General features: G+C 37.8%; 21 protein-coding genes, 1 tRNA gene and 1 riboswitch. Of the genes, 7 read left to right on the plus strand and 15 right to left on the minus strand.

Annotation, left to right across the window (positions count from 1 at the left end; all coding sequences use genetic code 11):
* Position 1: 1 nt before the first annotated feature.
* Positions 2 to 3175 carry a SusC/RagA family TonB-linked outer membrane protein gene (locus OQZ33_RS08995; RefSeq protein ID WP_265798712.1) on the minus strand — a complete coding sequence of 1058 codons (3174 nt, stop codon included), beginning with the start codon at positions 3173 to 3175 and terminating at the stop codon, positions 2 to 4.
* Between the two features lie 342 nt (positions 3176 to 3517).
* A riboswitch (SAM riboswitch) is annotated at positions 3518 to 3618 on the minus strand.
* Positions 3619 to 3710: 92 nt separating this feature from the next.
* Between OQZ33_RS08995 and OQZ33_RS09000 the strand changes: the two genes are divergently transcribed.
* Positions 3711 to 5042, plus strand: coding sequence for a peroxiredoxin family protein (locus tag OQZ33_RS09000; RefSeq protein WP_265798713.1), 1332 nt, complete (start codon positions 3711 to 3713; stop codon positions 5040 to 5042).
* Positions 5043 to 5160: 118 nt separating this feature from the next.
* Here the strand turns inward: OQZ33_RS09000 and OQZ33_RS09005 are convergent.
* The 5 genes from OQZ33_RS09005 to OQZ33_RS09025 form a co-directional block, all read right to left on the minus strand.
* Positions 5161 to 5245 (minus strand) — tRNA-Ser (locus OQZ33_RS09005).
* 95 nt (positions 5246 to 5340) lie between these two features.
* A complete protein-coding gene (locus OQZ33_RS09010) occupies positions 5341 to 6330 on the minus strand; it encodes a YihY/virulence factor BrkB family protein (protein WP_265798714.1) in 990 nt (329 codons plus the stop codon).
* A gap of 9 nt (positions 6331 to 6339) precedes the next feature.
* Positions 6340 to 6747, minus strand: a complete 408-nt coding sequence (locus OQZ33_RS09015; protein ID WP_265798715.1) for an acyl-CoA thioesterase — start codon at positions 6745 to 6747, stop codon at positions 6340 to 6342.
* Complete coding sequence (mltG, locus tag OQZ33_RS09020) at positions 6747 to 7802, minus strand: endolytic transglycosylase MltG (protein ID WP_265798716.1); 1056 nt, start codon at positions 7800 to 7802, stop codon at positions 6747 to 6749. The genes OQZ33_RS09015 and mltG overlap by 1 nt, the downstream gene beginning before the upstream one ends.
* Positions 7803 to 7808: 6 nt before the next feature.
* Positions 7809 to 8579 carry a PASTA domain-containing protein gene (locus OQZ33_RS09025; protein WP_265798718.1) on the minus strand — a complete coding sequence of 257 codons (771 nt, stop codon included), beginning with the start codon at positions 8577 to 8579 and terminating at the stop codon, positions 7809 to 7811.
* A gap of 213 nt (positions 8580 to 8792) precedes the next feature.
* On the opposite strand from OQZ33_RS09025, the gene OQZ33_RS09030 reads away from it, so the two are divergent.
* From OQZ33_RS09030 to OQZ33_RS09040, 3 genes are all read left to right on the plus strand, one after another.
* Positions 8793 to 9779, plus strand: a complete 987-nt coding sequence (locus tag OQZ33_RS09030) for a D-alanine--D-alanine ligase (protein ID WP_265798719.1) — start codon at positions 8793 to 8795, stop codon at positions 9777 to 9779.
* Positions 9780 to 9785: 6 nt separating this feature from the next.
* Positions 9786 to 10388 carry a Crp/Fnr family transcriptional regulator gene (locus tag OQZ33_RS09035; protein ID WP_265798720.1) on the plus strand — a complete coding sequence of 201 codons (603 nt, stop codon included), beginning with the start codon at positions 9786 to 9788 and terminating at the stop codon, positions 10386 to 10388.
* Positions 10389 to 10460: 72 nt separating this feature from the next.
* The gene (locus OQZ33_RS09040; protein ID WP_265798722.1) at positions 10461 to 10856 is read left to right on the plus strand and encodes a DUF983 domain-containing protein; all 396 of its coding nucleotides are present in this window, start codon (positions 10461 to 10463) and stop codon (positions 10854 to 10856) included.
* Between the two features lie 36 nt (positions 10857 to 10892).
* Here OQZ33_RS09040 and OQZ33_RS09045 read toward each other — a convergent pair whose 3' ends face one another.
* From OQZ33_RS09045 to OQZ33_RS09075, 7 genes are all read right to left on the minus strand, one after another.
* Positions 10893 to 11417, minus strand: a complete 525-nt coding sequence (locus OQZ33_RS09045; protein WP_265798723.1) for a hypothetical protein — start codon at positions 11415 to 11417, stop codon at positions 10893 to 10895.
* Between the two features lie 82 nt (positions 11418 to 11499).
* Positions 11500 to 11955 (minus strand): hypothetical protein, encoded by a 456-nt coding sequence (locus OQZ33_RS09050; RefSeq protein WP_265798724.1) that lies wholly within the window; start codon positions 11953 to 11955, stop codon positions 11500 to 11502.
* Positions 11956 to 12768 carry a copper homeostasis protein CutC gene (locus OQZ33_RS09055; protein ID WP_265798725.1) on the minus strand — a complete coding sequence of 271 codons (813 nt, stop codon included), beginning with the start codon at positions 12766 to 12768 and terminating at the stop codon, positions 11956 to 11958.
* A 42-nt stretch (positions 12769 to 12810) separates the two neighbouring features.
* Positions 12811 to 13713: a YegJ family protein gene (locus OQZ33_RS09060; protein WP_265798726.1), complete on the minus strand. Its 903-nt coding sequence runs from the start codon at positions 13711 to 13713 to the stop codon at positions 12811 to 12813.
* Between the two features lie 48 nt (positions 13714 to 13761).
* A complete protein-coding gene (locus OQZ33_RS09065; RefSeq protein WP_265798727.1) occupies positions 13762 to 14796 on the minus strand; it encodes a N(4)-(beta-N-acetylglucosaminyl)-L-asparaginase in 1035 nt (344 codons plus the stop codon).
* A 58-nt stretch (positions 14797 to 14854) separates the two neighbouring features.
* Entirely contained in the window at positions 14855 to 15658 is an 804-nt protein-coding gene (locus tag OQZ33_RS09070) for a nitrilase family protein (RefSeq protein ID WP_265798728.1), read from the minus strand.
* A gap of 22 nt (positions 15659 to 15680) precedes the next feature.
* Positions 15681 to 16826, minus strand: coding sequence for a methionine aminotransferase (locus OQZ33_RS09075; RefSeq protein WP_265798729.1), 1146 nt, complete (start codon positions 16824 to 16826; stop codon positions 15681 to 15683).
* A 326-nt stretch (positions 16827 to 17152) separates the two neighbouring features.
* Here OQZ33_RS09075 and serC point away from each other — a divergent pair, with 326 nt between their 5' ends.
* The gene (gene serC, locus OQZ33_RS09080; RefSeq protein WP_265798730.1) at positions 17153 to 18226 is read left to right on the plus strand and encodes a 3-phosphoserine/phosphohydroxythreonine transaminase; all 1074 of its coding nucleotides are present in this window, start codon (positions 17153 to 17155) and stop codon (positions 18224 to 18226) included.
* Positions 18227 to 18319: 93 nt separating this feature from the next.
* A complete protein-coding gene (locus OQZ33_RS09085; protein WP_265798731.1) occupies positions 18320 to 19270 on the plus strand; it encodes a D-2-hydroxyacid dehydrogenase in 951 nt (316 codons plus the stop codon).
* A 179-nt stretch (positions 19271 to 19449) separates the two neighbouring features.
* Here OQZ33_RS09085 and OQZ33_RS09090 read toward each other — a convergent pair whose 3' ends face one another.
* Both OQZ33_RS09090 and OQZ33_RS09095 read right to left on the minus strand, forming a co-directional pair.
* Positions 19450 to 19977: a hypothetical protein gene (locus OQZ33_RS09090; RefSeq protein WP_265798732.1), complete on the minus strand. Its 528-nt coding sequence runs from the start codon at positions 19975 to 19977 to the stop codon at positions 19450 to 19452.
* 223 nt (positions 19978 to 20200) lie between these two features.
* Positions 20201 to 20980: an SAM hydrolase/SAM-dependent halogenase family protein gene (locus tag OQZ33_RS09095; protein WP_056848893.1), complete on the minus strand. Its 780-nt coding sequence runs from the start codon at positions 20978 to 20980 to the stop codon at positions 20201 to 20203.
* Positions 20981 to 21083: 103 nt separating this feature from the next.
* Here OQZ33_RS09095 and OQZ33_RS09100 point away from each other — a divergent pair, with 103 nt between their 5' ends.
* Positions 21084 to 22043, plus strand: a complete 960-nt coding sequence (locus OQZ33_RS09100) for a PhoH family protein (protein WP_265798733.1) — start codon at positions 21084 to 21086, stop codon at positions 22041 to 22043.
* The last annotated feature ends 58 nt before the right edge of the window (positions 22044 to 22101 follow it).

The following is a 22101-nucleotide window of genomic DNA, read 5'->3' on the forward strand; positions in this document are numbered from 1 at the left end:
ATTAAAATTTAATATTCAAGTTAATGCCATAGCTGCGGGTTGTTGGGTTGGAAAGGCTCTCAAGCCCCTGGCCATTACCAGTGTTAAAGGCTACCTCCGGATCGATATCGGCTACATTGCGGTGCAGTATCGCCAGGTTTCTACCTACTAGTGATACCGATACGCCTTGCAGACTTAACGGACGTATCCATTTCGAGGGTAGGTTATAACTTAGTTTAATTTCGCGGAGTTTGACGTAAGAGGCATCAAATATATTGGCCTCATCAATGGTGCGAAACGACTTGTAATAGGTTTGTGCAGAAAGTATTTTCTCATTGCGTTTCCCATCAGCCGTTACCCCATCGAAAATCATTCCGTCATCGTAAACCGTTACACCGGCAGGCGCCGTAGCACCATCAGCCAGTCTTACCGTTCCATTTGCTTTCACATTTCCCGGATAATAATAGGAAATTCCGCCAAATTCTGCTGCTCTGCCTGGCAGGGTAGAGGCCAGCACACCTGTATAGGTTCCTGTTGCATAGGTGCCGTTGTAAATTGAGCCGCCAAAGCTGGCATCAATCAACACGCCCAAACTAATACCCTTATAGGTGAAGGTATTGGATATGCCGCCTATCCAATCTGGTGTATATTTACCCAGAACCCTTTTGGTAGGATCAGTCTGTGGAGCTCCTGTTGCATTGACAATGATATTTCCACTGCCATCTCTTAAAAAAGCGTTACCGAAAAGCGTTCCATAAGGTTGGCCGACAGCTGCGATGACTTGAGCAGAGTTTGTTGCCACGACATAGTTTTGCAACAGCCCAGCTTGATCTAGCTCGATAACCTTACTTCTGTTCGCTGCATAATTCACATCAATATCCCAGGTCAGCTGCTTTCTGATAGGAGTAACCCCCAATTGTACTTCCACGCCTTTATTGTTGATTTTTCCTGCATTTAATAATTTGGACCTAAATCCGGTACTTTGACTAACATCCACACTTAAAATCTGGTCGTAGCTATTGGTATTGTATAAACTTACATCAAAACGAAGGCGCTTGTTGAACAACACAGCTTCTGCTCCTAATTCAGATGAGGTAGTGGTTTCAGGTTTCAGATCAGGATTCAAATCTGTGGCCGAAGGGCTGAGTTGAGGATTGCTCCCAAAAGGGGCACTGAAAGAATAAGTGTTAATCAGGCGATATGGATCGGCATCCTTACCTACTTTTGACCAACCTCCACGGATTTTAGCATAATCGAGCACCTCGCTCTTGATATCAAAAGCCTCTGTCAGCACAAGGCTTCCATTAAAGGAAGGGTAAAAATAAGATCTGTTCTGGGCCGGCAATGTTGATGACCAGTCGTTACGGGCCGTTACATTTGCAAAAAGGTAATTCCTAAATCCAATTTGCGCCGATGCATAACCACTGTAGGATTTCAATTTACTATAATTATTAGAAGAGGTAAGCGGATCTCTGGAATTGTTCAAAGTGTATAAGCCAGCGACAGCAAGCCTCGGTGCACTCTGATCATTTTGTTCGATATATCTCGAACGTATATTCGTTCCCAACAAAGCTTCCACGCTGAAATCATCATTAAGCTGTTTAGTGTAGTTCAAGGTTGCATCGGTATTGCTTTCGTTCACGGTAAAAGCACTTTCGGTATAGGAGCCAAAGGGAGTTCCATTGGTACCATATGCAATCTTGATCTTACGACGATCATTATAATAGTCTGTTCCCGAACGGAAGTTAAAGTTAAGACCGTCAGTAATTTTATAATTCAGGCCAATGTTTCCGATAATCCTGTTCCGGTTTTGGGATACTGTATTTTCATAGGCCACCCAGTACGGATTACTGTAGTAACTGTTGTTCCAGTTGAAAGTGTTTCCGTTTTCATCCCGGTAGTTTTTCAATTGATTAATGTCTACCTGTCTGCCAAACCAGGTAAACTGAAGCATGGTACTGGTCGACCTGGAACCGCCTGTTCCTGGTAAGTTGTCAGAACCAAGTTTACTGTAATTTGCATTTGCTGTTAGAGTTAGCTTTGGCGTAATCCGTAGGGTGGTGTTCAGAGCAAACGAATTTTTATCCTGCCCGGAGTTAGGCACCACACCAACCTGTTTTAGATTGTTGTAGGATAATCGGTAATCAAATTTCTCTCCTGCATCTTCAACGGCAATGCCATTGGAAAGAGAATAACCAGTTTCAAAAAAATCACGAACATTATCTGGATTGGCTACGAATGGGACAGCAACTCCTTTTGAAAAAAACTGGGGAATCAGCCTGCCATCCATTCTCGGGCCCCAGCTTTCATCCACACCGTCATTCGTTCCGGCACCCTTGCCATCTACATAGCTAAACTTGCCTTCTGATCCCTGACCAAAAACATCCTGGTACTTTGGCAGTGTAAGTAAACTTTCAATAACCCCATTGGAGTTAAAACTGACCCCCAAACCCTTTTTCGATTTTCCGGATTTTGTTTTGATAATAACTACTCCGGCCGCTGCCCTTGAGCCGTACAACGCTGCTGCGTTCGGGCCTTTAAGCACACTGATCGATTCTATATCATTTGGATTGATATCGGAAATTGTATTTGCGTAATCTCTTGCGCCAGCGGAATTGAGTTGCGAATTATCCACAGGTATACCATCCACAACAAAAAGCGGCTGGTTATTGCCAGAAATAGAAGTTTCTCCTCTAATCACTATGCGGGAAGAACCCATATCGCCCTGGCTATTGGTCACCCTCACGCCAGCAACCTTACCCGCCAGCGCATTTACCAGGTTGCTTTCCCTCGCTTCAGTCAAGCTCTCACCTTTGAGCTCCTGTACGGCATAACCCAGCGATTTTTTTTGTCTCGAGATACCCAGAGCCGTAACCACAACTTCATCTAAAGCGTTATCCGCATCATTTAAAACCACGTTGAGCACCTGTGTATCGCCAGATACTTCCACTTCTTTAGTGGCGAAGCCGATATAAGAAAATACCAATGTGCTCTTGCCAGTTACCGTAATGGTAAAACTGCCGGCACCATTACTCGTTACTGCCTGTTTGGTACCTTTTACAAAAATGGAAACACCGGGCAGAGTTTCTCCTGATGAACTTTTAACCGTGCCTGATATGGAGATGTTTTGTGCACGTACGAATGGGGAAAACAATAGCAGAAATAATATTGCCGGAAGCTTAATCTTGTTGAACATAATAGATATTGTTGATGATTAATTAAGGGATGATGTCGCGAAATTTAGGCAAAGCTCTTCCACTCCGCTTTTGACGAATTTTTAACACACTGATAATGAAAATTTTAAGTTTTTGTGGTATCCGCTGATTTTAGTCTAGACAAATACCCGTTCGCATTCGGTCTCTTTTACTTCGGTTTGAAATGCATGCGTAAATTGATTTTTGCTCGTTAGTTTTTTCCATTTAATTTATTTTTCTGATAGATCAACACTTATCAATTGTAGCAATCCGCTTATAAAAAAAAGCACTCCTATAAATCAGGAGTGCTCTCATATTCATTAACAATGATTTGGCCTTCAACTGACTTAACTATCCCGGACTTTCCGGGATGGAATTAGCACCATACCTAAGGCTGGTTGCTAAGGTTTCACAGGGCCATTCCCTCCACCTTTCTTGATAAGTATTTTAAAATAACTGGCGCAAAGATAATAGAAAAATCATATTGTCTAGTAATTCTATAGATTTTGTTTAAATATTTTTTTCTTAAGGCTAATCATGCCTACATTTGCGCTGTTAATTGATCAACATCCCATGAAAATAAAATATATTTTAATAGTTGTAGCAGGACTTTTCCTACAGAATGCAGCAGCGCAGTCAAAAAATGAAATCAAAAGCAATAGTGTCGAATCTCCGAAATCTTTTCGGGCAGATGGAATCTGGAGAGGTGTCTTTAATCTCAAACCCGGTGTTGAAGTACCATTTAATTTTGAAATTAAAAATAGAAACGGTGATCAACCCTTTCTCAGCTTTTTAAATGCCGATGAGCGCTTCGACGGGGGAGTTGTAAAAAGGAAAGGAGATTCATTGTTGATTAACCTGGATCAGTTCGACAATGTTCTTGCTTTTAAAATCCAGAAAGATTCACTTGTCGGCGTATTGAAGAGACAGGATGGATCTGGAAAACCACTGCCTGTGCATGCCAGTAAAGCAAAGCAATATCGGTTTGCAACCAGCGGTCAGTCACCAGATGCAGATTTTTCTGGAAAATACGATATTGTTTTTCAGTTACAGAATGGCAAAAGTGAAAATGCGGTAGGACTTTTTAAGCAGGCCGGAAATAAAATTACAGGTACATTTCTCCGCATTACCGGCGATTCCCGCTATCTTGAAGGCAGTGTTGATGGAAACCATTTTTATCTTTCCGGTTTCATCGGTTCGAGCCCTGCTTACTACAAAGGCACATTTTCAAAAGAAGGTAAAATTGTGGGAGAAGTAGTGAGTGCCAGGGGGAATACGCCCTTCACCGGAACTCAAAATCAAAATGCTGCCCTCCCGGATGCGACCAAATTAACTTTTTTAAAAGATGGGTATAAAACGCTTGACTTTTCTCTTCCGGATGTTAATGGAAAGAAGATTTCGTTAAAGGATGAAAAATTTAAAAATAAAGTGGTGATCCTGACGATTACCGGAACCTGGTGCCCTAATTGTGTAGATGAGGCAGCATTCATCGCTCCATGGTACAAGGAAAATCGCAGTCGTGGCGTTGAAGTTATTGGCATTCATTATGAGCGGCAACTGGATTCGGCTTATGTAAAAAAAGCATTAGGAAGATTTCGCGATAAGTTTGGCATTGAATATGATCAGGTGATTGCTGGCAAACCCGATAAAAAACAGGTTGCAGAATCACTTCCTGGACTAAGTAATTTCCTTTCTTTTCCAACGATGATCATCATCGATAAAAATGGAAATGTTGCTCAGATCCATACAGGTTATAGTGGACCAGCAACGGGAAAATACTACACTGATTTCGTCAAAGCATTTAATGATGAAATTGATGGATTGTTGTCAAAAAAGACTGCTGTAGAAGAGCCTCTAACAAGAAATTAATTTGTTTAGTAGTCCTTTTCCTAACATTCGACTTTATAAATATCTCGAGTACTTTGAGAAACAAAAAAGCCCGCTATCTTATGATTTGCGGGCTTTTGAAATTTTGATATTAAATCTGCGGAAAGCGAGGGATTCGAACCCCCGGACCTGTTACAGTCAACAGTTTTCAAGACTGCCGCATTCGACCACTCTGCCAGCTTTCCGGAGGCAAAAATACAAACTCCGGTTAAATCTGCCAATTAAGAATGCATTTTTTTTATATTAAATTGATAATTGCTTAACGCAGAGGTAGAAAAATTTATTTTTTTTGGATATTTCCTTCGATTGGATCAGATTTTTTGAACAAATTGAAAGTAGGTCTTATTATTTTAACACTGCGTTTACTTACATCAACGCTGGCATTTAACTCAAAACCGATTAATAAAATGAGAGAGTTTAGATATAACCAGATCATCACCACGATGAGGGTTCCGATAGATCCGTAAACTTTGTTGTACGATGCAAAATGATTAATGTAGTAGGAGAATCCCCAAATGGTTAAAAAAGCTAAAATAGTTGCCAGCCACGAGCCGGCACTAAATAACTTCCACTTTTTCGTGTGCGAAGGTCCATATCTATACAAAATTGAAATGGTGATGAAATATAAAATGGCCAATAATGCCCATCGTGTAAATTGAATGGCAAAAACTGCCAGACTTTCTTTGATGTGTAATTCTCCTTTAATGTATTTTAATGCCAATTCGCCTATTGCCATTGCACTGATACAAATAATAATAGACAAACATATTACTGTGGTTAAAACAAACGCTATTAATCTTTGCTTCAACCAGCCTCGGGTTTCTATAATGAGCGAGGATTTATTAAAGGCCTTCATTAAGTTTTTAACACCATTGGTAGCAAAAAATATAGCCGATAGAAATCCGAGAGACAACAAACCTGTATTTTGATTTTTGACAATATCTTTTAGTGTTGACTCAAAAGCATCGTAAGCATTGTGAGGTAAAACCAGCTCAATTAAACTTAGCAATTGGTCTTGGAAACCATTAATTGGAATGAAAGGGATTAACGTAAAAAGGAAAATTATTCCAGGGAATATGGCTAGCATGAAACTGTAAGCCAAAGATGAAGCTTTGTTCACCAACGTATCTTTACTAATTTCCCTAAAAAAAAATGTTGCAACGGTGTAGAGTGGCAGTGGGCTAAACCCAGGCAATACACATCCTTTGGTCCATTCGATAAAATTAGAATAGATTTTAAGATGTAGCAATTGCCGATGTAACCATTCCATTTGTTTTTTCTAAAAATACTGTTTCACACCGTCCATAAAATTTTTGGGGGGGTGGCAAGGTCTTCTGGTTTGTTTGTCAACAAAAACAAGTACAGTTTTTCCAATGTTGATTAACTCTTCCTTTTCATTATAGATTTCGTACTCTACATTTAAACGTACTGTTGGCAAATCTTTTACAATACATTTAACGGTAAGCAACTGATTGTATAAAGCAGGTTTCAAAAACTTAGATTGGAGCTCTAACAAAGGAAGCATTACACCTTCCGCCTCCATCGATTCGTAGGTGATGCCAGAACACGCTTCAAAACACTCTGTTCTAGCTAATTCATAATACAAAGCATAGTTTGCATGATGAACAACTCCCATTTGATCCGTTTCGGCATAACGTACTTTTACTTTTGTTTCATGTACAAACATTACCTGAAGATATTTCTTTTATTTAAGGCGTCACGATATTTTTTTGCATTAATTTCATGCTCTGCTTTAGTTTCTGCAAAGTTATGATAGCCAGAAAAATCTTCCTTTGCACACATATAAATGTAATTGTTCTCGTTACGATTTAAAACGGCATCAATAGCATTAATACTAGGCATCATAATAGGCCCCGGAGGTAAACCTGCATATTTATAAGTGTTATATAATGATTGCACCTGTAATAATTTTCCCGTAACGCGTTTCACCGTGAAATCATCATTTGCAAAAATAACAGTAGGGTCGGCCTGCAATAAAATACCTTTATTTAAACGGTTGAGATATAAACCAGCAATGATGGGCATTTCTTTATCGTAAAGTGCTTCTGCATCTACAATAGAAGCCAAAGTATAAACTTGCGCAGGACTTAGGTTCAAACTTGCAGCTTTTTGTTTACGCTCTGCGGTCCAGAATTTATCGTATTCATTATGCATGCGTTCCAAAAAATCGGTAGGCTTAATATTCCAGTACATCTCATAAGTATTCGGAATGAACATGGTATAGATATTGTCCTTATTGAAACCATATTTGCTGATCAATGCGGCAGAATCCAAAACGTTTATAAAACTGAGGGAGTCGGCTTCTAAATTACTGGCTAAATAGGCGGCAAAATTCTCTTTCTTACGAATATTTTGAAATTTCAGTTTAACAGGTTCTTGATTTCCAGCTTTAATTAAATTAATTAACGTTCTGTTAGTCATCCCTTTTTTCAATCGGTAACGACCAGGTTTTAAGTTGGCAGGTAAATTCATTTTCCCAGCAGCAGTAGCAAATGAGGAGGCGCTATTCAAGATATCTCTTTTCTTGATTTCGAATAGAAGCTCGTCATAACTTTCACCGGTTTTAATGTATAGATATTTTTGGTTCTCGGTTACATTGGGGGCAAAGTAAAGCCTATAAAAATTTAAGGCAAAATAACCTGCAATCAAAATAATGACTACAGTTATGGCAATAACAGCTTTTTTACGTGTGCTCGTTTTCTTTTTTTCTACTTCGATCATTGTATCTTATTGTTCTTTATTCGAAAGCGTAATGTTAATTCTTGTTCCGATAGCTACTTTTGTTACCGAATCGGCTGGCATGGGGTCTTGTTTGGTGATTACTGCATTTGCACTGTCGATAATGTTGCCCTCATAAATAATATCTCCCAAACTTAGGTTCGATCCTTTTAAGCTGAACTTAGCCTCATCAACGGTTAAGCCAACCAATTGCGGCACATCAACTTCCTGACTTCCTCTACCATCTCCCAATACCAAATTGATTCTCGATCCTACGGGGATGATGTCGCCGGCGGCAATGGCAGAGCCACCAAACGAAGCTTCTAAAACTACATCCTTGCTTACGTCGGGTTTATAAGTAGTATCACCAAGTTTTAATCTGGAACTTTCAATAATAGCCTGTGCTTCTCTGAGTGTTTTAAAAGCAATATCAGGAAATTTTGTGTTAGGCGTTTTACCTGCGTTTATAGTCAAATAAATAGTTCTGTTGTCCTTAACAAAGGTGTTGGGGTCAGGGTCTTGATCGATTACAATCCCGGCAGGCTGATCAAGAATAAAGACAGAATCTACCTCGTATTTTAAACCTACATCTTCCAGTTTTTTTACTGCTTGATCAAATGATAATCCCTTAACCATTGGTACATTTAATCCCTGACCGTGTTTGGTATAATACCTTAAACTGAAAAAAGCGATAAGTAGTAGTACAACCACTGTGATTACGGCAGCTAAAATATTGTTTCTAAAGCTTTTGGTTTTTAAATAATCTATAAATTTAGACATGAATCTTTAATTCTGGTGTTAAGCGTATAAACTCAAATGTAGTTAATTTAATTTTTGAAAGCATTTTGCAAACAATCGGGTTCATTGCTTTGAGCAAATATAATACCATCAATTATCAATTCTCTGGATCAAAATTAAACAATGCGCAAAGATATTTATATTTTTGATGATATAATTACGATCAAATTCTATTTACAAATAAGGATTTTAAAGATGAAGAAAACTATTGCGTTGTTAACAGGCGGTACCACAGGCGAATGGGTTGTTTCTGTAAAAAGTGCAGCAACTATTGCTCAAAATATCGATACCGATTTGTATGATGTTTATAAAATAATGTTAAACGATAAGGGATGGTTTTACGAACCTGCAGATTCTGTTAAAATAGATATTGATAAAAATGATTTCTCTCTAATGTTAGAGGGTCGTAAAATTAAATTTGACGGCGTATTCATTGCCATACACGGATCGCCGGGCGAAGACGGGAAACTGCAAGGATATTTCGATATGTTGGGAATACCTTACACCACTTGCGATGCCTTAACTTCATCAATAACGATGAATAAAGGTTATACAAAAGCAATTGTGGAGGGCATCGATCATTTATATACTGCAAAATCGATTCAGATTTTTAAGAATGGCAATTATAACATCAACCAAATCAAGGAAAACTTAAGGTTACCCTATTTTGTAAAACCAAATAGTGGTGGAAGTAGTATCGGAATGAGCAAGGTGAAACATGCTGATGATCTGGAAATGGCGCTTGAAAAAGCATTTGCCGAAGATACACAAGTGCTAATAGAAGAATTTGTGAGTGGCAGGGAATTTTCTATCGGCGTGTATAGCGCTAAAGGTGAAATCACGGTTTTGCCTACTACAGAAGTGATTCCAGCAAACGAATTTTTTGATTTTGAAGCCAAATACACGCCAGGCGCAACTCAGGAAATCACACCAGGAAATATGAACGAAGAAGAATATGATCGAGTTCATCAAATCGTAAAAAGCGTTTATTCAAAATTAAATTGTAGGGGAGTAGTGCGGATCGATTATTTTTTGGAAAACGAAACAGGAAATTTTTATTTTATTGAAATAAACACTATTCCAGGTCAAACTGCTACCAGTTTTATTCCGCAACAGGTTGCTGCCATGGGCATATCGTTAAAGCAGTTTTACACTAATTTAATGAAAGAAACATTGGGTTAGTGCTTCATGGATATTCAACAACTTATTGAGCACGGTTTTGCAATAAAGGTCTATCTGAAAGATGCGCTTATTTATGAACCAGGAATGTTACCACGCTATGTCTATTTTATCAAATCTGGCGAAGTTAGGATGGTCACGGTAAGCGAAGATGGGAAGGAATTTATTCAGGGAATTTTTAAAACGGGACAATACTTTGGTGAACCTGCTCTAATCATAAATAGGAAGTATTTAGCTTACACCATTGCAAATAAAGAATCTGAGATTATTCCAGTTGGAAGGAAGCAATTTTTCGACTTAATTGAAACGACACCAGGTTTCAGCATCAATCTTATTCAAACGCTAAGCAACAGGTTGTTTTACAAATCAATGATGTTGGAAGAACTGGCCAATGAAAAGGCCGAACATCGATTACTAACCATTATAAACTATCTCTTGAACGATATTGAAGTTGGTGATAGTTTGAAAGTAACAAGACAAGATCTAGCCGACATGACCGGCTTGAGGGTAGAAACGGTTATTAGAGAAATCAAAATTTTGTCTGGTAAAGGATTAATTGAAGTTAAGCGGGGAAAGATTATTCGCCCTGATAAGAGTAGACTTGCAATCTAATTTCGAAACATGATTTAGATCATAATTTGCATATTTATTAAAATGTAAATTTGTACATCAATAATATTAAATATGGCAGAGTTATCTAAATTTCAAGCATTTATAAATTGTAAATGCCCTCGTTGCCGAAAAGGTGATATATTTACCGGAAGTGCTTACTCGTTTAAGTTGCAGAAAACAAATATCAACTGCCCGGTTTGTAACTTAAAATTTGAGCGTGAGCCTGGGTTTTTTTATGTAGCAATGTTTGTGAGCTACGCAATGAATGTAGCTGAGATTATTACTATTGGAGTAGCCGCCTATGTTTTAGGTCTAGAACTTATTTACGAAAACCTTTGGTATTATGTTGGCGTAATTTTATTTGGCGTGTTTTTATGCTCTCCTATAAACTATAGATATTCAAGAGTAATTTTACTCCATTATTTAACACCGGGTTTGCATTATGTTCCCGGAAGTGGAAATAAATAGTCATAAAAAAAGCTCCAATTTTTTGGAGCTTTTTTGTTACATTTTCATCGGGTGCTGCACATATTCGGATAAACCTTGTACCTTTCCATCTTTGATTTTGAAATCGTTATACAATTGAATGGTATCGATTTTTCCATCTTTTGTGGCAGTTACTTGCTTATACCATAAGCTCACCCATTCTTCTGTCTTATCTTTATTGATTACAGATGCCATATCCTCCATCTCGATTTTAAAGCTGCTCATCTTGGCAAATTCTCCTTGGATTTGATTTAGAAATTGTGCCTTTGTTCCTTTAAATTTGTAGCCATCCAAATTAAACCAAACACTATCTGCAAGCAGTTTCCCCATCGCAATAGTATCCATATTTTCAAAAGATTTAATCGTACTAAGGGCAATGACACCATTTTTACTGTCTTTATTCATTTCCCAGCCTTGTTGTTTTTTAAAGGTATAAGGATATTTCGTAGTATCTGTTGAGTCAGCTTCAGTAGTTTTTGCGTCTTTATTTTGGCACGCTGCAAAAAATAACGCCATTAACAATAGAGATGAGATTTTTTTCATAACAAATTAATTTAGTTTAGGTATTTAAATATACTAAATATCTGAAAACTACATGATTGAAACTAAATTTTGTAAAACAGCTTTACACTTTTGCAGTAGAATATTTCATGCTGATTAAACTAACCAACACATTGAAAAGAGGAAGGGTTTGAATGACAATGAAAGTCAGTATAATTTGGTTCAGCTTCTTCTGATGATTCAATATATAGTCCATCGATTCAATATCAGTCAGTTCTATTAATGCCAATGATTTGTGAAATGAATGGCTAATCCAGATGGCAAAAACCGGTAATACAATTGATAGCATGATATGTAGCCATGTTAAGAGTTTAATGGAAAAATATTTGTTTAGGTACTTATAAAGTACGGCGAATATGAGCAAAAGCCCACAAACGAATGCCACAATCAATGTGTAATCAATAAAAAAATAAGTGTCGGCTAAATTGATTTCTATCTTTTGATCTACAAAAACAATCGAAATTAAATATAGCAATGCTGCAAACAATAAAACTTTGTGTGGTTTAAAACTTGCTACCATTTAATTTCTGTTGATTTCGTCAACCAGCTCTTTCACTTTCTTCACTGAAGTTAATTCGTATTGATATTCGTCTACAATGCTTCCCATTTTTGTTTCTGTATTGCGAAACTGCATTTTGCTAGGAACATAACTTTTGCAGGAAGCGTGGAACTGTTTCGCCCGCGTACTTTGAATTAACTCCTGAATATTAGTGATGTTAATTCCCGCTCCGGGCATAATCGAAATTCTGCCTTTTGCTTGTTTTACTAAATTTGCCAAAGTTTCTGCACCTGCTCTCGCTGATGTAGCGCCACCCGAAGAAAGCACACGGACAATTCGCAGATCGATTAAATCCTCCAATGCTTGGTGCATATCGTTACACATATCAAAAGCCCTGTGGAAAGCTACGGGAAGTGGATTAGCCAGGGCGATTAGTTCACTGCATCTTTCCTTATCAATGCTTCCATCAGCCTGAAGTATCCCAATAACAACACCATCGCAACCTAATGATTTACAATTTTTTATCTCTTCTTTCATTAATTCAAACTCGAAGTCAGAATAGAAAAAATCGCCCCCGCGAGGTCGGATGATTGGCCAGATTTCAATTTGTAGATTTCTCTTGGCCAAAGCAATTTGAGCATAACTGGGTGTTGTGCCACCTTCGGCAAGGTTATCACACAATTCTACTCTTATTGCACCACCAAGTTGTGCGTTAAATGCCGATTCGTATCCGTTAGCACAAACTTCAAGACCCCAAATGTCTACAGGGTGATTTGAAAATTCATTTTTAAATTCATCAACTCCTGAATTGGAACTTGAATTTATATCTTTCATAACAAGTATCGATTTGTTTATATAGATAAGCAAAAAGCTTTACTAGTCTTCTTGTTGTTCCCCATCAGCAGGTTTGGTGCTTACTGGTCCTAATACTTTCCATCCATTGGATGATTTATAAGTACTCAGCTGTTGAAAAGATTTTCCGTTATCCGGATACCAGCATATTTCTGTGATGATCCAATGCGTTTCACTTACTTTCTGTCTTTCTGGAAAAGCGTTTTTAATTTGCGAAAAATCGGGAAAACCGTGTTCCTTGATGCTTTTGATAAAGGACAACTTTAAAACTTCAGCCGTTTTTTCGATGATTTCTTCGTCAAGTTCAATATTTATCCCACCAAGCATAGTTCTTGCTTCTTCATAAAAATCTTTACAATCAATGGCAGCGTCTATATCTTTATTACTGTACGCTTTTTCAAGCGATAAGATTGCGCCTTCGGGTGTGTCTCTATTAATTTTGAAGTAATCAACGCCTTCATCGATATATAAACCAATACTCTGATCAAATGCAGGCTGTTCATTTGTTGGAATACCTTCTCGAATTGCCCGAATGGTGTAGCCGCCGATTAGCTTTCCACCTTCAATAATCATCCAATCTGAAATCAAATCACGCTCAATTCCGATTTTCTGATCTAGCTTTACCGTGTTCACATCAACAGGTTCATTTCCAACCGTACCATACAAATTTCCTTCGCCATCAAAATGTGGGTCAATTAACCAGATGTGTTCACCCTTATCACCATCAACAATCTTCACTTTAATGGAGAAATAAGCTTGTTCAGGTTTTGGATTTTCTAAGCTGTCTTCGAAGTACCAAAGTGTTAAATTGGCCTTTTCAATTGCCCAGTTCATGCGCTCATCTTCGTTAGCCACATAAACCAAATCAGGTTCGCCTTTACGTTCTTCGACATTCTTTTTGCCGAAAATTTTAGAGAGTAATCCCATAATATATCTTTAGATTTATAATATTTGTTTTGGGATGATTTTAATTTATTAGTAATAGCTTTTTCCTTTGATTAACAAATCTTGCTTTTCGGCGTTGCAAACCGCGTAACTAAATCCTTGCTGAATAGCGTAAGCGCCGTACTCACCTTTTTTATTTATGGCCAGGAACCCAACCTGAATATTTTTTGCAGTTTCGGGTTTCTTTTTGATAATACGCATCACGGCCTCTTTACAAGCGGCTTCGGGTGTATAACCCTGTCGCATTAACTCAACCACCAAAAACGAACCAACATTTCTTACTACTTCTTCTCCAACACCTGTTGAAGTGGCACCACCAACCTCATTATCTACATAGAGTCCAGCTCCAATAATTGGGCTATCGCCAATTCTACCATGTAATTTATACGCCATGCCGCTTGTTGTACAGGCACCAGAAATATTGCCTTTGCTGTCAATGGCCAACATTCCAATGGTGTCGTGATTGTACTGGTTGCCTGGTAATTTCTGTGGTGCTGCCTTTTCGTACAGCATATTCTCGATATTCATCACCGGCTCGTACTTCGCAGTCTTTAACCAATCTTTCCAGGCCTTTTCGCTCGATGGGGTAAGTAAATTTTCTTTTTTAAAACCTTGCTCCAAAGCAAACTGTAAAGCACCATCACCGGCAAGCATTACATGAGGCGTTTTTTCCATAACTTTTCTAGCAACAGAAATTGGATGTTTGATATGCTCCAGCGCTAAAACCGCTCCACAGTTGCCATTTTCATCCATAATACAAGCGTCGAGCGTTACTTTGCCATCTCTATCTGGCAAGCCACCATAACCTACAGATTGATTTTTTTCATCAGCCTCTGGTACCCAAACGCCTTGTTCTACTGCGTCTAATGCTTTGCCTCCTTTAGATAAGACCTTCCAGGCATCAGCATTTGCTGCAATTCCAAAATTCCAGGTCGAAATCACAATAGGGAGATTAGTAGCTTTTTCTTTATGAGACGGGATGGCATCAGCCATGCTGGTTTTATCGAGAACGAGTAAACCTGCAGAAAGGGTAGATGCTTTTATAAATTTGCGACGGTTGAACATGTTGAGGTTAATTACTAATGTTTGACTTTTTTTGACGAGTTATTTTTTTGTAAAATAGTTAAGTGATAGAAAATTGATCAGCATCCTTTAGGAAAGGAAATTGCCTTCTAATTTTTACCAATTCCTCATAATTAATGGTTACCGTATACATGTCTTCATCTTCTGGTTTGTAATATACGGTGCTGCCATAAGGATCGATTACCATGGAATGCCCGCCATGATAAATCTGATTTCCATCGTGACCAACACGATTAACACCTATAACGTAACTTTGATTTTCAATGGCTCGAGCCGGAATTAATGCCCTCCAGTGCGCCGAACGTTTATCTGGCCAGCTGGCCACAATAAGTAATATATCATATTCCTCATTAACGTTGCGTAACCAAACAGGGAACCGCAAATCGTAGCAAACCGCTAATCTAATTTTCCAGCCCTTAAGTTCGACAATAAGTTTATCCTTGCCAGCAGTGAAATTTTTATCCTCTTCGCCTAAACCAAATAAATGCCGCTTATCATAATATTTATAATCGCCATTCTGTTCCATCCAAATTAACCGATTATAGTAATTTCCATTCTCTTTAATGATAAGACTTCCCGTGATCACACAATTATATTGATAGGCTGTTTTTTGCATCCATTGCATGGTAAAACCGCCCATTTCCTCTGCCAGGGCCTCCGAGTTCATGCTAAAACCACTATTAAACATTTCAGGTAAAATGATTAAATCTGTCTTTTCCCGAACTCCCATTGATAATCTCAGGGCAAGGTTTTGAAGATTTTTTTCGATGTTTTCCCAAAATAGATAAGCCTGGAAAATAGTGACTTTCAGGTTTTCTATTTGAGTGTAAACAGGTGTATCCATATATGTTTATTTTACGGGATGATTAAACATTTTTTAACTTTTCTGCAGCCGAAGCAAGCGTAGCATTTTTTTTTGCAAAACAAAATCTAATAATCTTGTGATCGGTTGATTTTTGATAGAACGCTGAAACAGGGATGGTGGCAACGCCAAACTCCTTAATTAGCCTCATGCTGAAATCTACGTCCTTCTCATCACTGATATTACTATAACTTACACATTGAAAATAGGAACCGTTGCAAGGAAGTAACTGCAATCGGCTAGAAGCCAGTAGCTTTCTAAAGTAATCTCTCTTTTCCTGAAAAAATTTGCCAATACCTAAATAATGTTGGGGTTTTTGAAGGTAGTTAGCGATAGCTTGTTGCATAGGGCTATTAACGCTGAAAACATTAAATTGGTGTACTTTCCTGAATTCTTTTGTAAGTACCTCGGGCGCTAAGCAGTAACCTAATTTCCAGCCGGTAGCATGTAAAAGTTTACCGAAAGACGCGATAACGAAGCTCCGCTCACGCAATTCCGGAAAAAGCATTACGCTTTGATGTTTCTGCCCATCATAAATTAAATGTTCATAAACCTCGTCGCTCAAAATCAGAATATCCGTTCCGTTAATTAATTTGATCAACGATTTCATATCATCCGCTGATAAAATGCTGCCAGTTGGATTATGAGGCGAATTTAAAATAATCATTCTGGTACTCGAAGTGAACAGCTTCTTCACCATTTCCCAATCAATAGTATAATTAGGTGGATCCAGTTCGTAAGTTTTTACTAATCCTCCCAAGAGTTTAATAGTAGGAGCATAGCTGTCATAAGCGGGCTCAAAAATAATTACCTCATCACCAGTATTGATTATTGCTGCAAGCGCAGTAAATATAGCTTGCGTACCGCCAGCGGTAACGGTTATTTCTGTATCAGGGTTATATTTAATATTGTATAGGGTCTCGACTTTTTCAGCAATAGTTTCTTTAAGTAAATTATTGCCAGGCATTGGGGCATATTGGTTGAAACCATCTTGCATAGCTTTGTTAACCAAGTCTGTCAGTACTGGGTCGCAAGTATAATCAGGAAAACCTTGTGATAAATTAATGGCATTATGTTCCGCTGCAAGTTTAGACATTACCGAGAAAATGGTAGTGCTTACACCAGGAAGTTTCGATTGTATATTCAACATGTTATAAGCGAAAATAGTAAAAAAAACATTAACTGTGTTAAATGGTATAGGGTAGGTAAAACTTAAAACCTTTGATTGGTGTCATCAAACGTTTCCGATAATAACAATCCTTTAAACAACAGGAGGATGTTTTATCGCAATGTCTAAGAAAATTCTATTCGTTTTAGATTAAGGGTAAACATCGTCTTTGCAAATTGCCAAAACAGCAATAAATCAGCTTATTTGGCTCAATTTTTTAACAAAATGTGATTTTTTTGGATAAGATTTTTTAGGCATAACTGCTTTAAAAATTTTACATTTACCGCCATAATCATTTATATAATAAGATGAAGCATAATTTCGGCGCAGGCCCTTGTATTTTACCTCAAGAAGTGTTTAAACAAGCTGCACAGGCAGTTTTAGATTTTAACGATGGATTATCAATTTTAGAAATTTCGCACAGAACAACTGAATTTGAGGCAGTTGTTGCTGAAGCTGATAAGTTGGTTAAAGAGTTATTAAATGTGCCATCGGGTTATTCCGTTTTATTTTTGCAAGGCGGTGCAAGTTTGCAATTTGCAATGGTACCCATGAATTTATTGGGCGATGGACAAACAGCAAGTTATTTAGATTCGGGTGTTTGGGCTACCAAGGCGCTAAAAGAAGCTAAATTTGTTGGTAATGTGAATGTTGTTGCATCATCCAAAGATTCGAATTATACTTTTATTCCAAAAGATTTCGAAATCCCTGCTGATAGTGCTTACTTTCACTATACTTCTAATAATACCATTTACGGAACTGAGCTATTTAATGTTCCTGAAACGAGTGTTCCAATCGTTTGTGATATGTCATCGGATATTATGAGCCGCGTAATTGATGTATCGAAGTTCGATTTAATTTATGCGGGTGCACAAAAAAATGTCGGTCCTGCAGGTTTAACCATTGTGATTGTTAAAGATGAGATTTTAGGCAAAATCGATCGTAAAATTCCGTCGATGTTAAACTATCAATCGCATATTGATAATGGTTCGATGTACAATACGCCTCCAGTTTTTTCAGTGTACGTTTCATTATTAAACCTTCGTTGGTTAAAATCGAAGGGTGGCGTTGCAGAGATCGAAAAAGAGAACAAGCAAAAAGCCGAAGCACTCTACAGAGAAATTGACAGAAACCCATTGTTTAAAGGTACCTGTGCTGTAGAAGATCGTTCTAAAATGAATATTTGTTTCGTAATGGAAAACCCTGAACTGGAAAAACCATTCCTAAAGTTTGCAGAAGAACAAGGGATTATTGGTATTAAAGGACACAGAAGTGTTGGTGGTTTCCGAGCATCGATGTATAACGCACTTCCTATTACCAGCGTTCACGCTTTAATTGATGCAATGCAATCATTTGAAGAAAAACAAGCAAAATCAAATTAAGATTTAAATTATACCGCAGATAAGCTAGGGTAAGTACATTTCTGTTATTAAGATCTGTGTAATCTAAAAATCTGTGTAATCATAGAAGTAACAATGATTAAAATATTAGCAAACGATGGGATAGACCCAATCGGAAAAGAACTACTGGAGAAAGCAGGTTTTCAGGTTGATACCGAAACCATTCCTCAAGATCAATTGGCTGAAGCTTTAAAAAACTATGATGCCATTACGGTTCGTAGTGCAACGAAAGTTAGAAAAGAGTTAATTGATGCTGTTCCAAATATCAAATTGATTGGTAGAGGTGGCGTTGGTATGGATAATATTGATGTTGACTATGCCCGTAGTCAAGGTGTCGCGGTGGTAAATACGCCAGCCGCATCTTCATTATCAGTTGCCGAACTGGTTTTTTCTCACTTATTCACAGGCATAAGATTTTTACAGGATGCCAACCGTAAAATGCCTGTTGAAGGATCTACTCAGTTTAACAACCTTAAAAAAGCATATGCTAAAGGAACTGAGTTAAGCGGAAAAACAATCGGAATTATAGGTTTTGGCCGCATTGGTCGTGCTACGGCAAAAGTGGCTTTAGGTTTAGGGATGAATGTTTTAGCTTACGATTTGTTTCCATCAGAATCTGAAATTACTTTGGAGTTTCAGGGCGGAAAATCGGTAAGTATTCCAATAAAAACAGTTTCACTAGATGAAGTAATTGCTGGTAGTGATTTCTTAAGCTTGCACACCCCATTTGCTGACAAACCAATTTTAGGTACAGAAGAGTTCGCTAAGATGAAAAATGGTGTTGGAATCGTAAACTGCTCTCGTGGCGGAACTATCGATGAGCCAGCTTTAATCGAAGCCTTAAATTCAGGTAAAGTTTCTTTCGCTGGTTTAGATGTTTTTAATAACGAACCGACACCTTTAGCAGAAATTTTAACTCATCCAAAAATCTCATTAACACCGCATATCGGTGCATCAACTAACGAAGCTCAAGAACGTATTGGTACGGAATTGGCGACTTTGATTATTGAGCATTTTAAGAAGTAATACAGTTTGCAGAGTTACTAACTTTTAAAAGTTAGTAACTCTGCTCTATTTCTCAATCCAAAGCTTTGGTTAACACCCAATAGCGGTAACTCAGTATCGCTTTTTGAAAAGTGGTCAACTTATTCGGATCCTTTTTTATTAAACTTGGCAAGATTGCATTATTTATCTTTACCAAAACTTTAAATACTGCCTTTCTCATACTTTTTATATCGCTGTAGTTTCTTATTGAAGAAGTAAAATCCGCCAGCCATTATCAGAATTAAGAATATGATAAAATAGGTTGATAAGCCTCCACCATTTTTTTTGGACAGATCGCTGTTTAGTTTTTCGTTTTGATCTTGAAGTTTCTTAATGGTTAACATATAGTTTTCAATTCTTTCTTGCGAATTGTCGGCTACAGCAACCTTCTTTTGATTCTCCAGATCCTTGTAATCCATTAAAACCTTCAGCTCTTTGAAAATATTATTATCCGTTAGTACAACCTGGCGTAGAATTTCATTCGAGTTTTTTATATCCTTTTTAGTTTGCCAGCCGAAGATTCCTGTGCGTTGATTTAAGCTTTCATCATATTGACCAAATTTTGCACTTCTTTCTGCAAGTAGTGAATTAACCTTAACGCGTTGAGCTGCATAAGATGCTGTATCTTGTTGAGCAAAAGTTTGAAAACTTATGAATAGGATGGAGAGTAAATAAAAATATTTCTTCATGTGGTAATAAACGTGAAAAGAGTAGAAGTTGTTTGAACGCTTTGTTTATTGGTTCATTTGTCATTAGTTCATTGGTTGCAAAGTTTCGTAATTGAAAGTAGTAATGCAATCTTGCAACGATAGGCTACAGCAGTTTATGTTGCTTCTTGCCTCGCAAGGATGATCGAGATTGTTTGGCTTGAGAAGTGAATCTTTTGGCTTTGTTCTTTAATCTTTCATCTCTTTAGGGATGGAATTCAACCCTAACGATATCGCCTAGGTGCAAACCGAGCAAACCGCTGGCTTTGCCTTTATTTATTGCAATTTCTAAGTGGTTGCTAATTCCAAATAAGCATAGCTTTTCTCCTTCCTGAACTTCGTTGTAATGCCAGCTTAACTGGGTGATGGTTTCGCTCTTTCTAAAATACAATGTAAAATCGCGATTCTTCTGAATTCTGGTAAAAAGGTCTTTGGTGATGTTAGTAATTACGTTACAAAAAGTATCGATGTAAACTACACTCCCACGAATGATATCACGCTCAATAACAGGATGTAAAAGCATCTTTTGCTCAATTTCTGCTACAGGTAAACCGATGTCCTTCAGTTTCCCGCCTTTTGCCAAATGGGTTGCAGCTTTCACAAAGATATCAACCAATGGGAAGTGAAGATATTTCAAATCCTGCATAATATTTAATTCTACAACATCTTCCGGAACATCATCAAAAAGCAATGAAAAAATACCATTATCAGCGCCAACGAAATAATGATCACGGTGTTTAACGGCAATATACTTGGTGTTTTCACTGTACACTGAATCTATTCCAATCAAGTGTACCGTATTCTTCGGGAAATATGGATAAGCATTCTTTAAAACGAATGCAGCATAAGAAATATTAAAAGATGGAACTTCATGGGTAATATCAACTAAGTTAACGTTAGGCATAAGACTTAACAGACTACCTTTAAGGGCGCTCTGGTAAAAATCTTTTGAACCTAAATCTGTTGTTAAAGTAATTATACCCATTAAAAATTCGTTATTATTGCTTATTCTTGTGTAGAGGCGTAAGCGTCTGCAAATATTCAAATTTTAATTAATATACCCCGATAACTTTTTAAAATACTACAGTTTGAACGAATTAAAATTAACTCTGGATACCGTAAATCCTGCTCACTTTTGGGGGGCAAATAACGAGAATTACGAAATGATTAAAGGTGCTTTCGCGAAATTAAAACTGGTAGCGAGAGGGAGCGATGTTAAGGTTCTCGGTGATGAACAGGAACTTAAGGCATTCGAAGAGAAGTTTAACCAGCTGGTGGCTCACCTTGAAAAATATAGCTCATTAACCAATAATGATGTTGAGTCTATTCTAGGCGCAAAGGCTGCCGGCGTTGCAAAAAAAGATGTAGAGCAACCAACTGGTGGCGGTGGAGAAGTAATAGTTTTCGGCACTAACGGCTTGTTGGTGAAAGCAAGAACAGCCAATCAGCGTAGAATGGTAAGCAGTATTGCTAAAAACGATATTCTTTTTGCAATCGGTCCGGCGGGAACTGGTAAAACCTACACTGCGGTTGCGCTAGCTGTAAGAGCGCTAAAAAACAAAGAAATTAAGCGGATCATTTTAACTCGACCGGCGGTTGAGGCAGGAGAGAATCTCGGTTTCTTACCTGGAGATTTAAAAGAGAAAATCGATCCTTATTTACGTCCACTTTACGATGCCTTGGATGATATGATTCCGGCAGAAAAGCTAAAGTTTTATATTGAAAATAGAACCATCGAGATTGCGCCATTAGCTTTTATGCGTGGTCGTACATTAGATAATTGCTTTGTGATTCTGGATGAAGCGCAAAATGCGACAGACATGCAGTTGAAGATGTTTTTAACGCGTATGGGGCCGACGGCTAAATTTATTGTTACAGGTGATGTTACACAAGTCGATTTGCCAAAAAAACAAATGTCTGGCTTGTTTAATGGATTAAGGATTCTTGAAGATATTAAAGGCATCGACATCATTTACCTAAGCGGTGAGGATGTTGTCCGTCATAAATTGGTTAAAGATATATTGAAAGCTTACGGCGATATTCAGTAAGATAGCGGTTGCGAAGGTGGTTGTCCCTTTGGATTTGTTTCAGGGAGTTGATAGCATG

This window comes from Pedobacter sp. MC2016-05, from assembly GCF_026239735.1.
Lineage (GTDB): Bacteria > Bacteroidota > Bacteroidia > Sphingobacteriales > Sphingobacteriaceae > Pedobacter.

Coding starts and splice junctions, on each gene's coding strand:
- OQZ33_RS09000 (WP_265798713.1), top strand. CDS start 3,711: ATGCCTACATTTGCGCTGTTAATTGATCAACATCCCATGAAAATAAAA.
- OQZ33_RS09090 (WP_265798732.1), bottom strand. CDS start 19,977: ATGAAGAAATATTTTTATTTACTCTCCATCCTATTCATAAGTTTTCAA.
- OQZ33_RS09050 (WP_265798724.1), bottom strand. CDS start 11,955: ATGGTAGCAAGTTTTAAACCACACAAAGTTTTATTGTTTGCAGCATTG.
- OQZ33_RS09025 (WP_265798718.1), bottom strand. CDS start 8,579: ATGTCTAAATTTATAGATTATTTAAAAACCAAAAGCTTTAGAAACAAT.
- OQZ33_RS09055 (WP_265798725.1), bottom strand. CDS start 12,768: ATGAAAGATATAAATTCAAGTTCCAATTCAGGAGTTGATGAATTTAAA.
- OQZ33_RS09040 (WP_265798722.1), top strand. CDS start 10,461: ATGGCAGAGTTATCTAAATTTCAAGCATTTATAAATTGTAAATGCCCT.
- OQZ33_RS09070 (WP_265798728.1), bottom strand. CDS start 15,658: ATGGATACACCTGTTTACACTCAAATAGAAAACCTGAAAGTCACTATT.
- OQZ33_RS09035 (WP_265798720.1), top strand. CDS start 9,786: ATGGATATTCAACAACTTATTGAGCACGGTTTTGCAATAAAGGTCTAT.
- serC (WP_265798730.1), top strand. CDS start 17,153: ATGAAGCATAATTTCGGCGCAGGCCCTTGTATTTTACCTCAAGAAGTG.
- OQZ33_RS09060 (WP_265798726.1), bottom strand. CDS start 13,713: ATGGGATTACTCTCTAAAATTTTCGGCAAAAAGAATGTCGAAGAACGT.
- OQZ33_RS09010 (WP_265798714.1), bottom strand. CDS start 6,330: ATGGAATGGTTACATCGGCAATTGCTACATCTTAAAATCTATTCTAAT.
- OQZ33_RS09095 (WP_056848893.1), bottom strand. CDS start 20,980: ATGGGTATAATTACTTTAACAACAGATTTAGGTTCAAAAGATTTTTAC.
- OQZ33_RS08995 (WP_265798712.1), bottom strand. CDS start 3,175: ATGTTCAACAAGATTAAGCTTCCGGCAATATTATTTCTGCTATTGTTT.
- OQZ33_RS09065 (WP_265798727.1), bottom strand. CDS start 14,796: ATGTTCAACCGTCGCAAATTTATAAAAGCATCTACCCTTTCTGCAGGT.
- OQZ33_RS09015 (WP_265798715.1), bottom strand. CDS start 6,747: ATGTTTGTACATGAAACAAAAGTAAAAGTACGTTATGCCGAAACGGAT.
- OQZ33_RS09030 (WP_265798719.1), top strand. CDS start 8,793: ATGAAGAAAACTATTGCGTTGTTAACAGGCGGTACCACAGGCGAATGG.
- OQZ33_RS09045 (WP_265798723.1), bottom strand. CDS start 11,417: ATGAAAAAAATCTCATCTCTATTGTTAATGGCGTTATTTTTTGCAGCG.
- OQZ33_RS09085 (WP_265798731.1), top strand. CDS start 18,320: ATGATTAAAATATTAGCAAACGATGGGATAGACCCAATCGGAAAAGAA.
- OQZ33_RS09075 (WP_265798729.1), bottom strand. CDS start 16,826: ATGTTGAATATACAATCGAAACTTCCTGGTGTAAGCACTACCATTTTC.
- mltG (WP_265798716.1), bottom strand. CDS start 7,802: ATGATCGAAGTAGAAAAAAAGAAAACGAGCACACGTAAAAAAGCTGTT.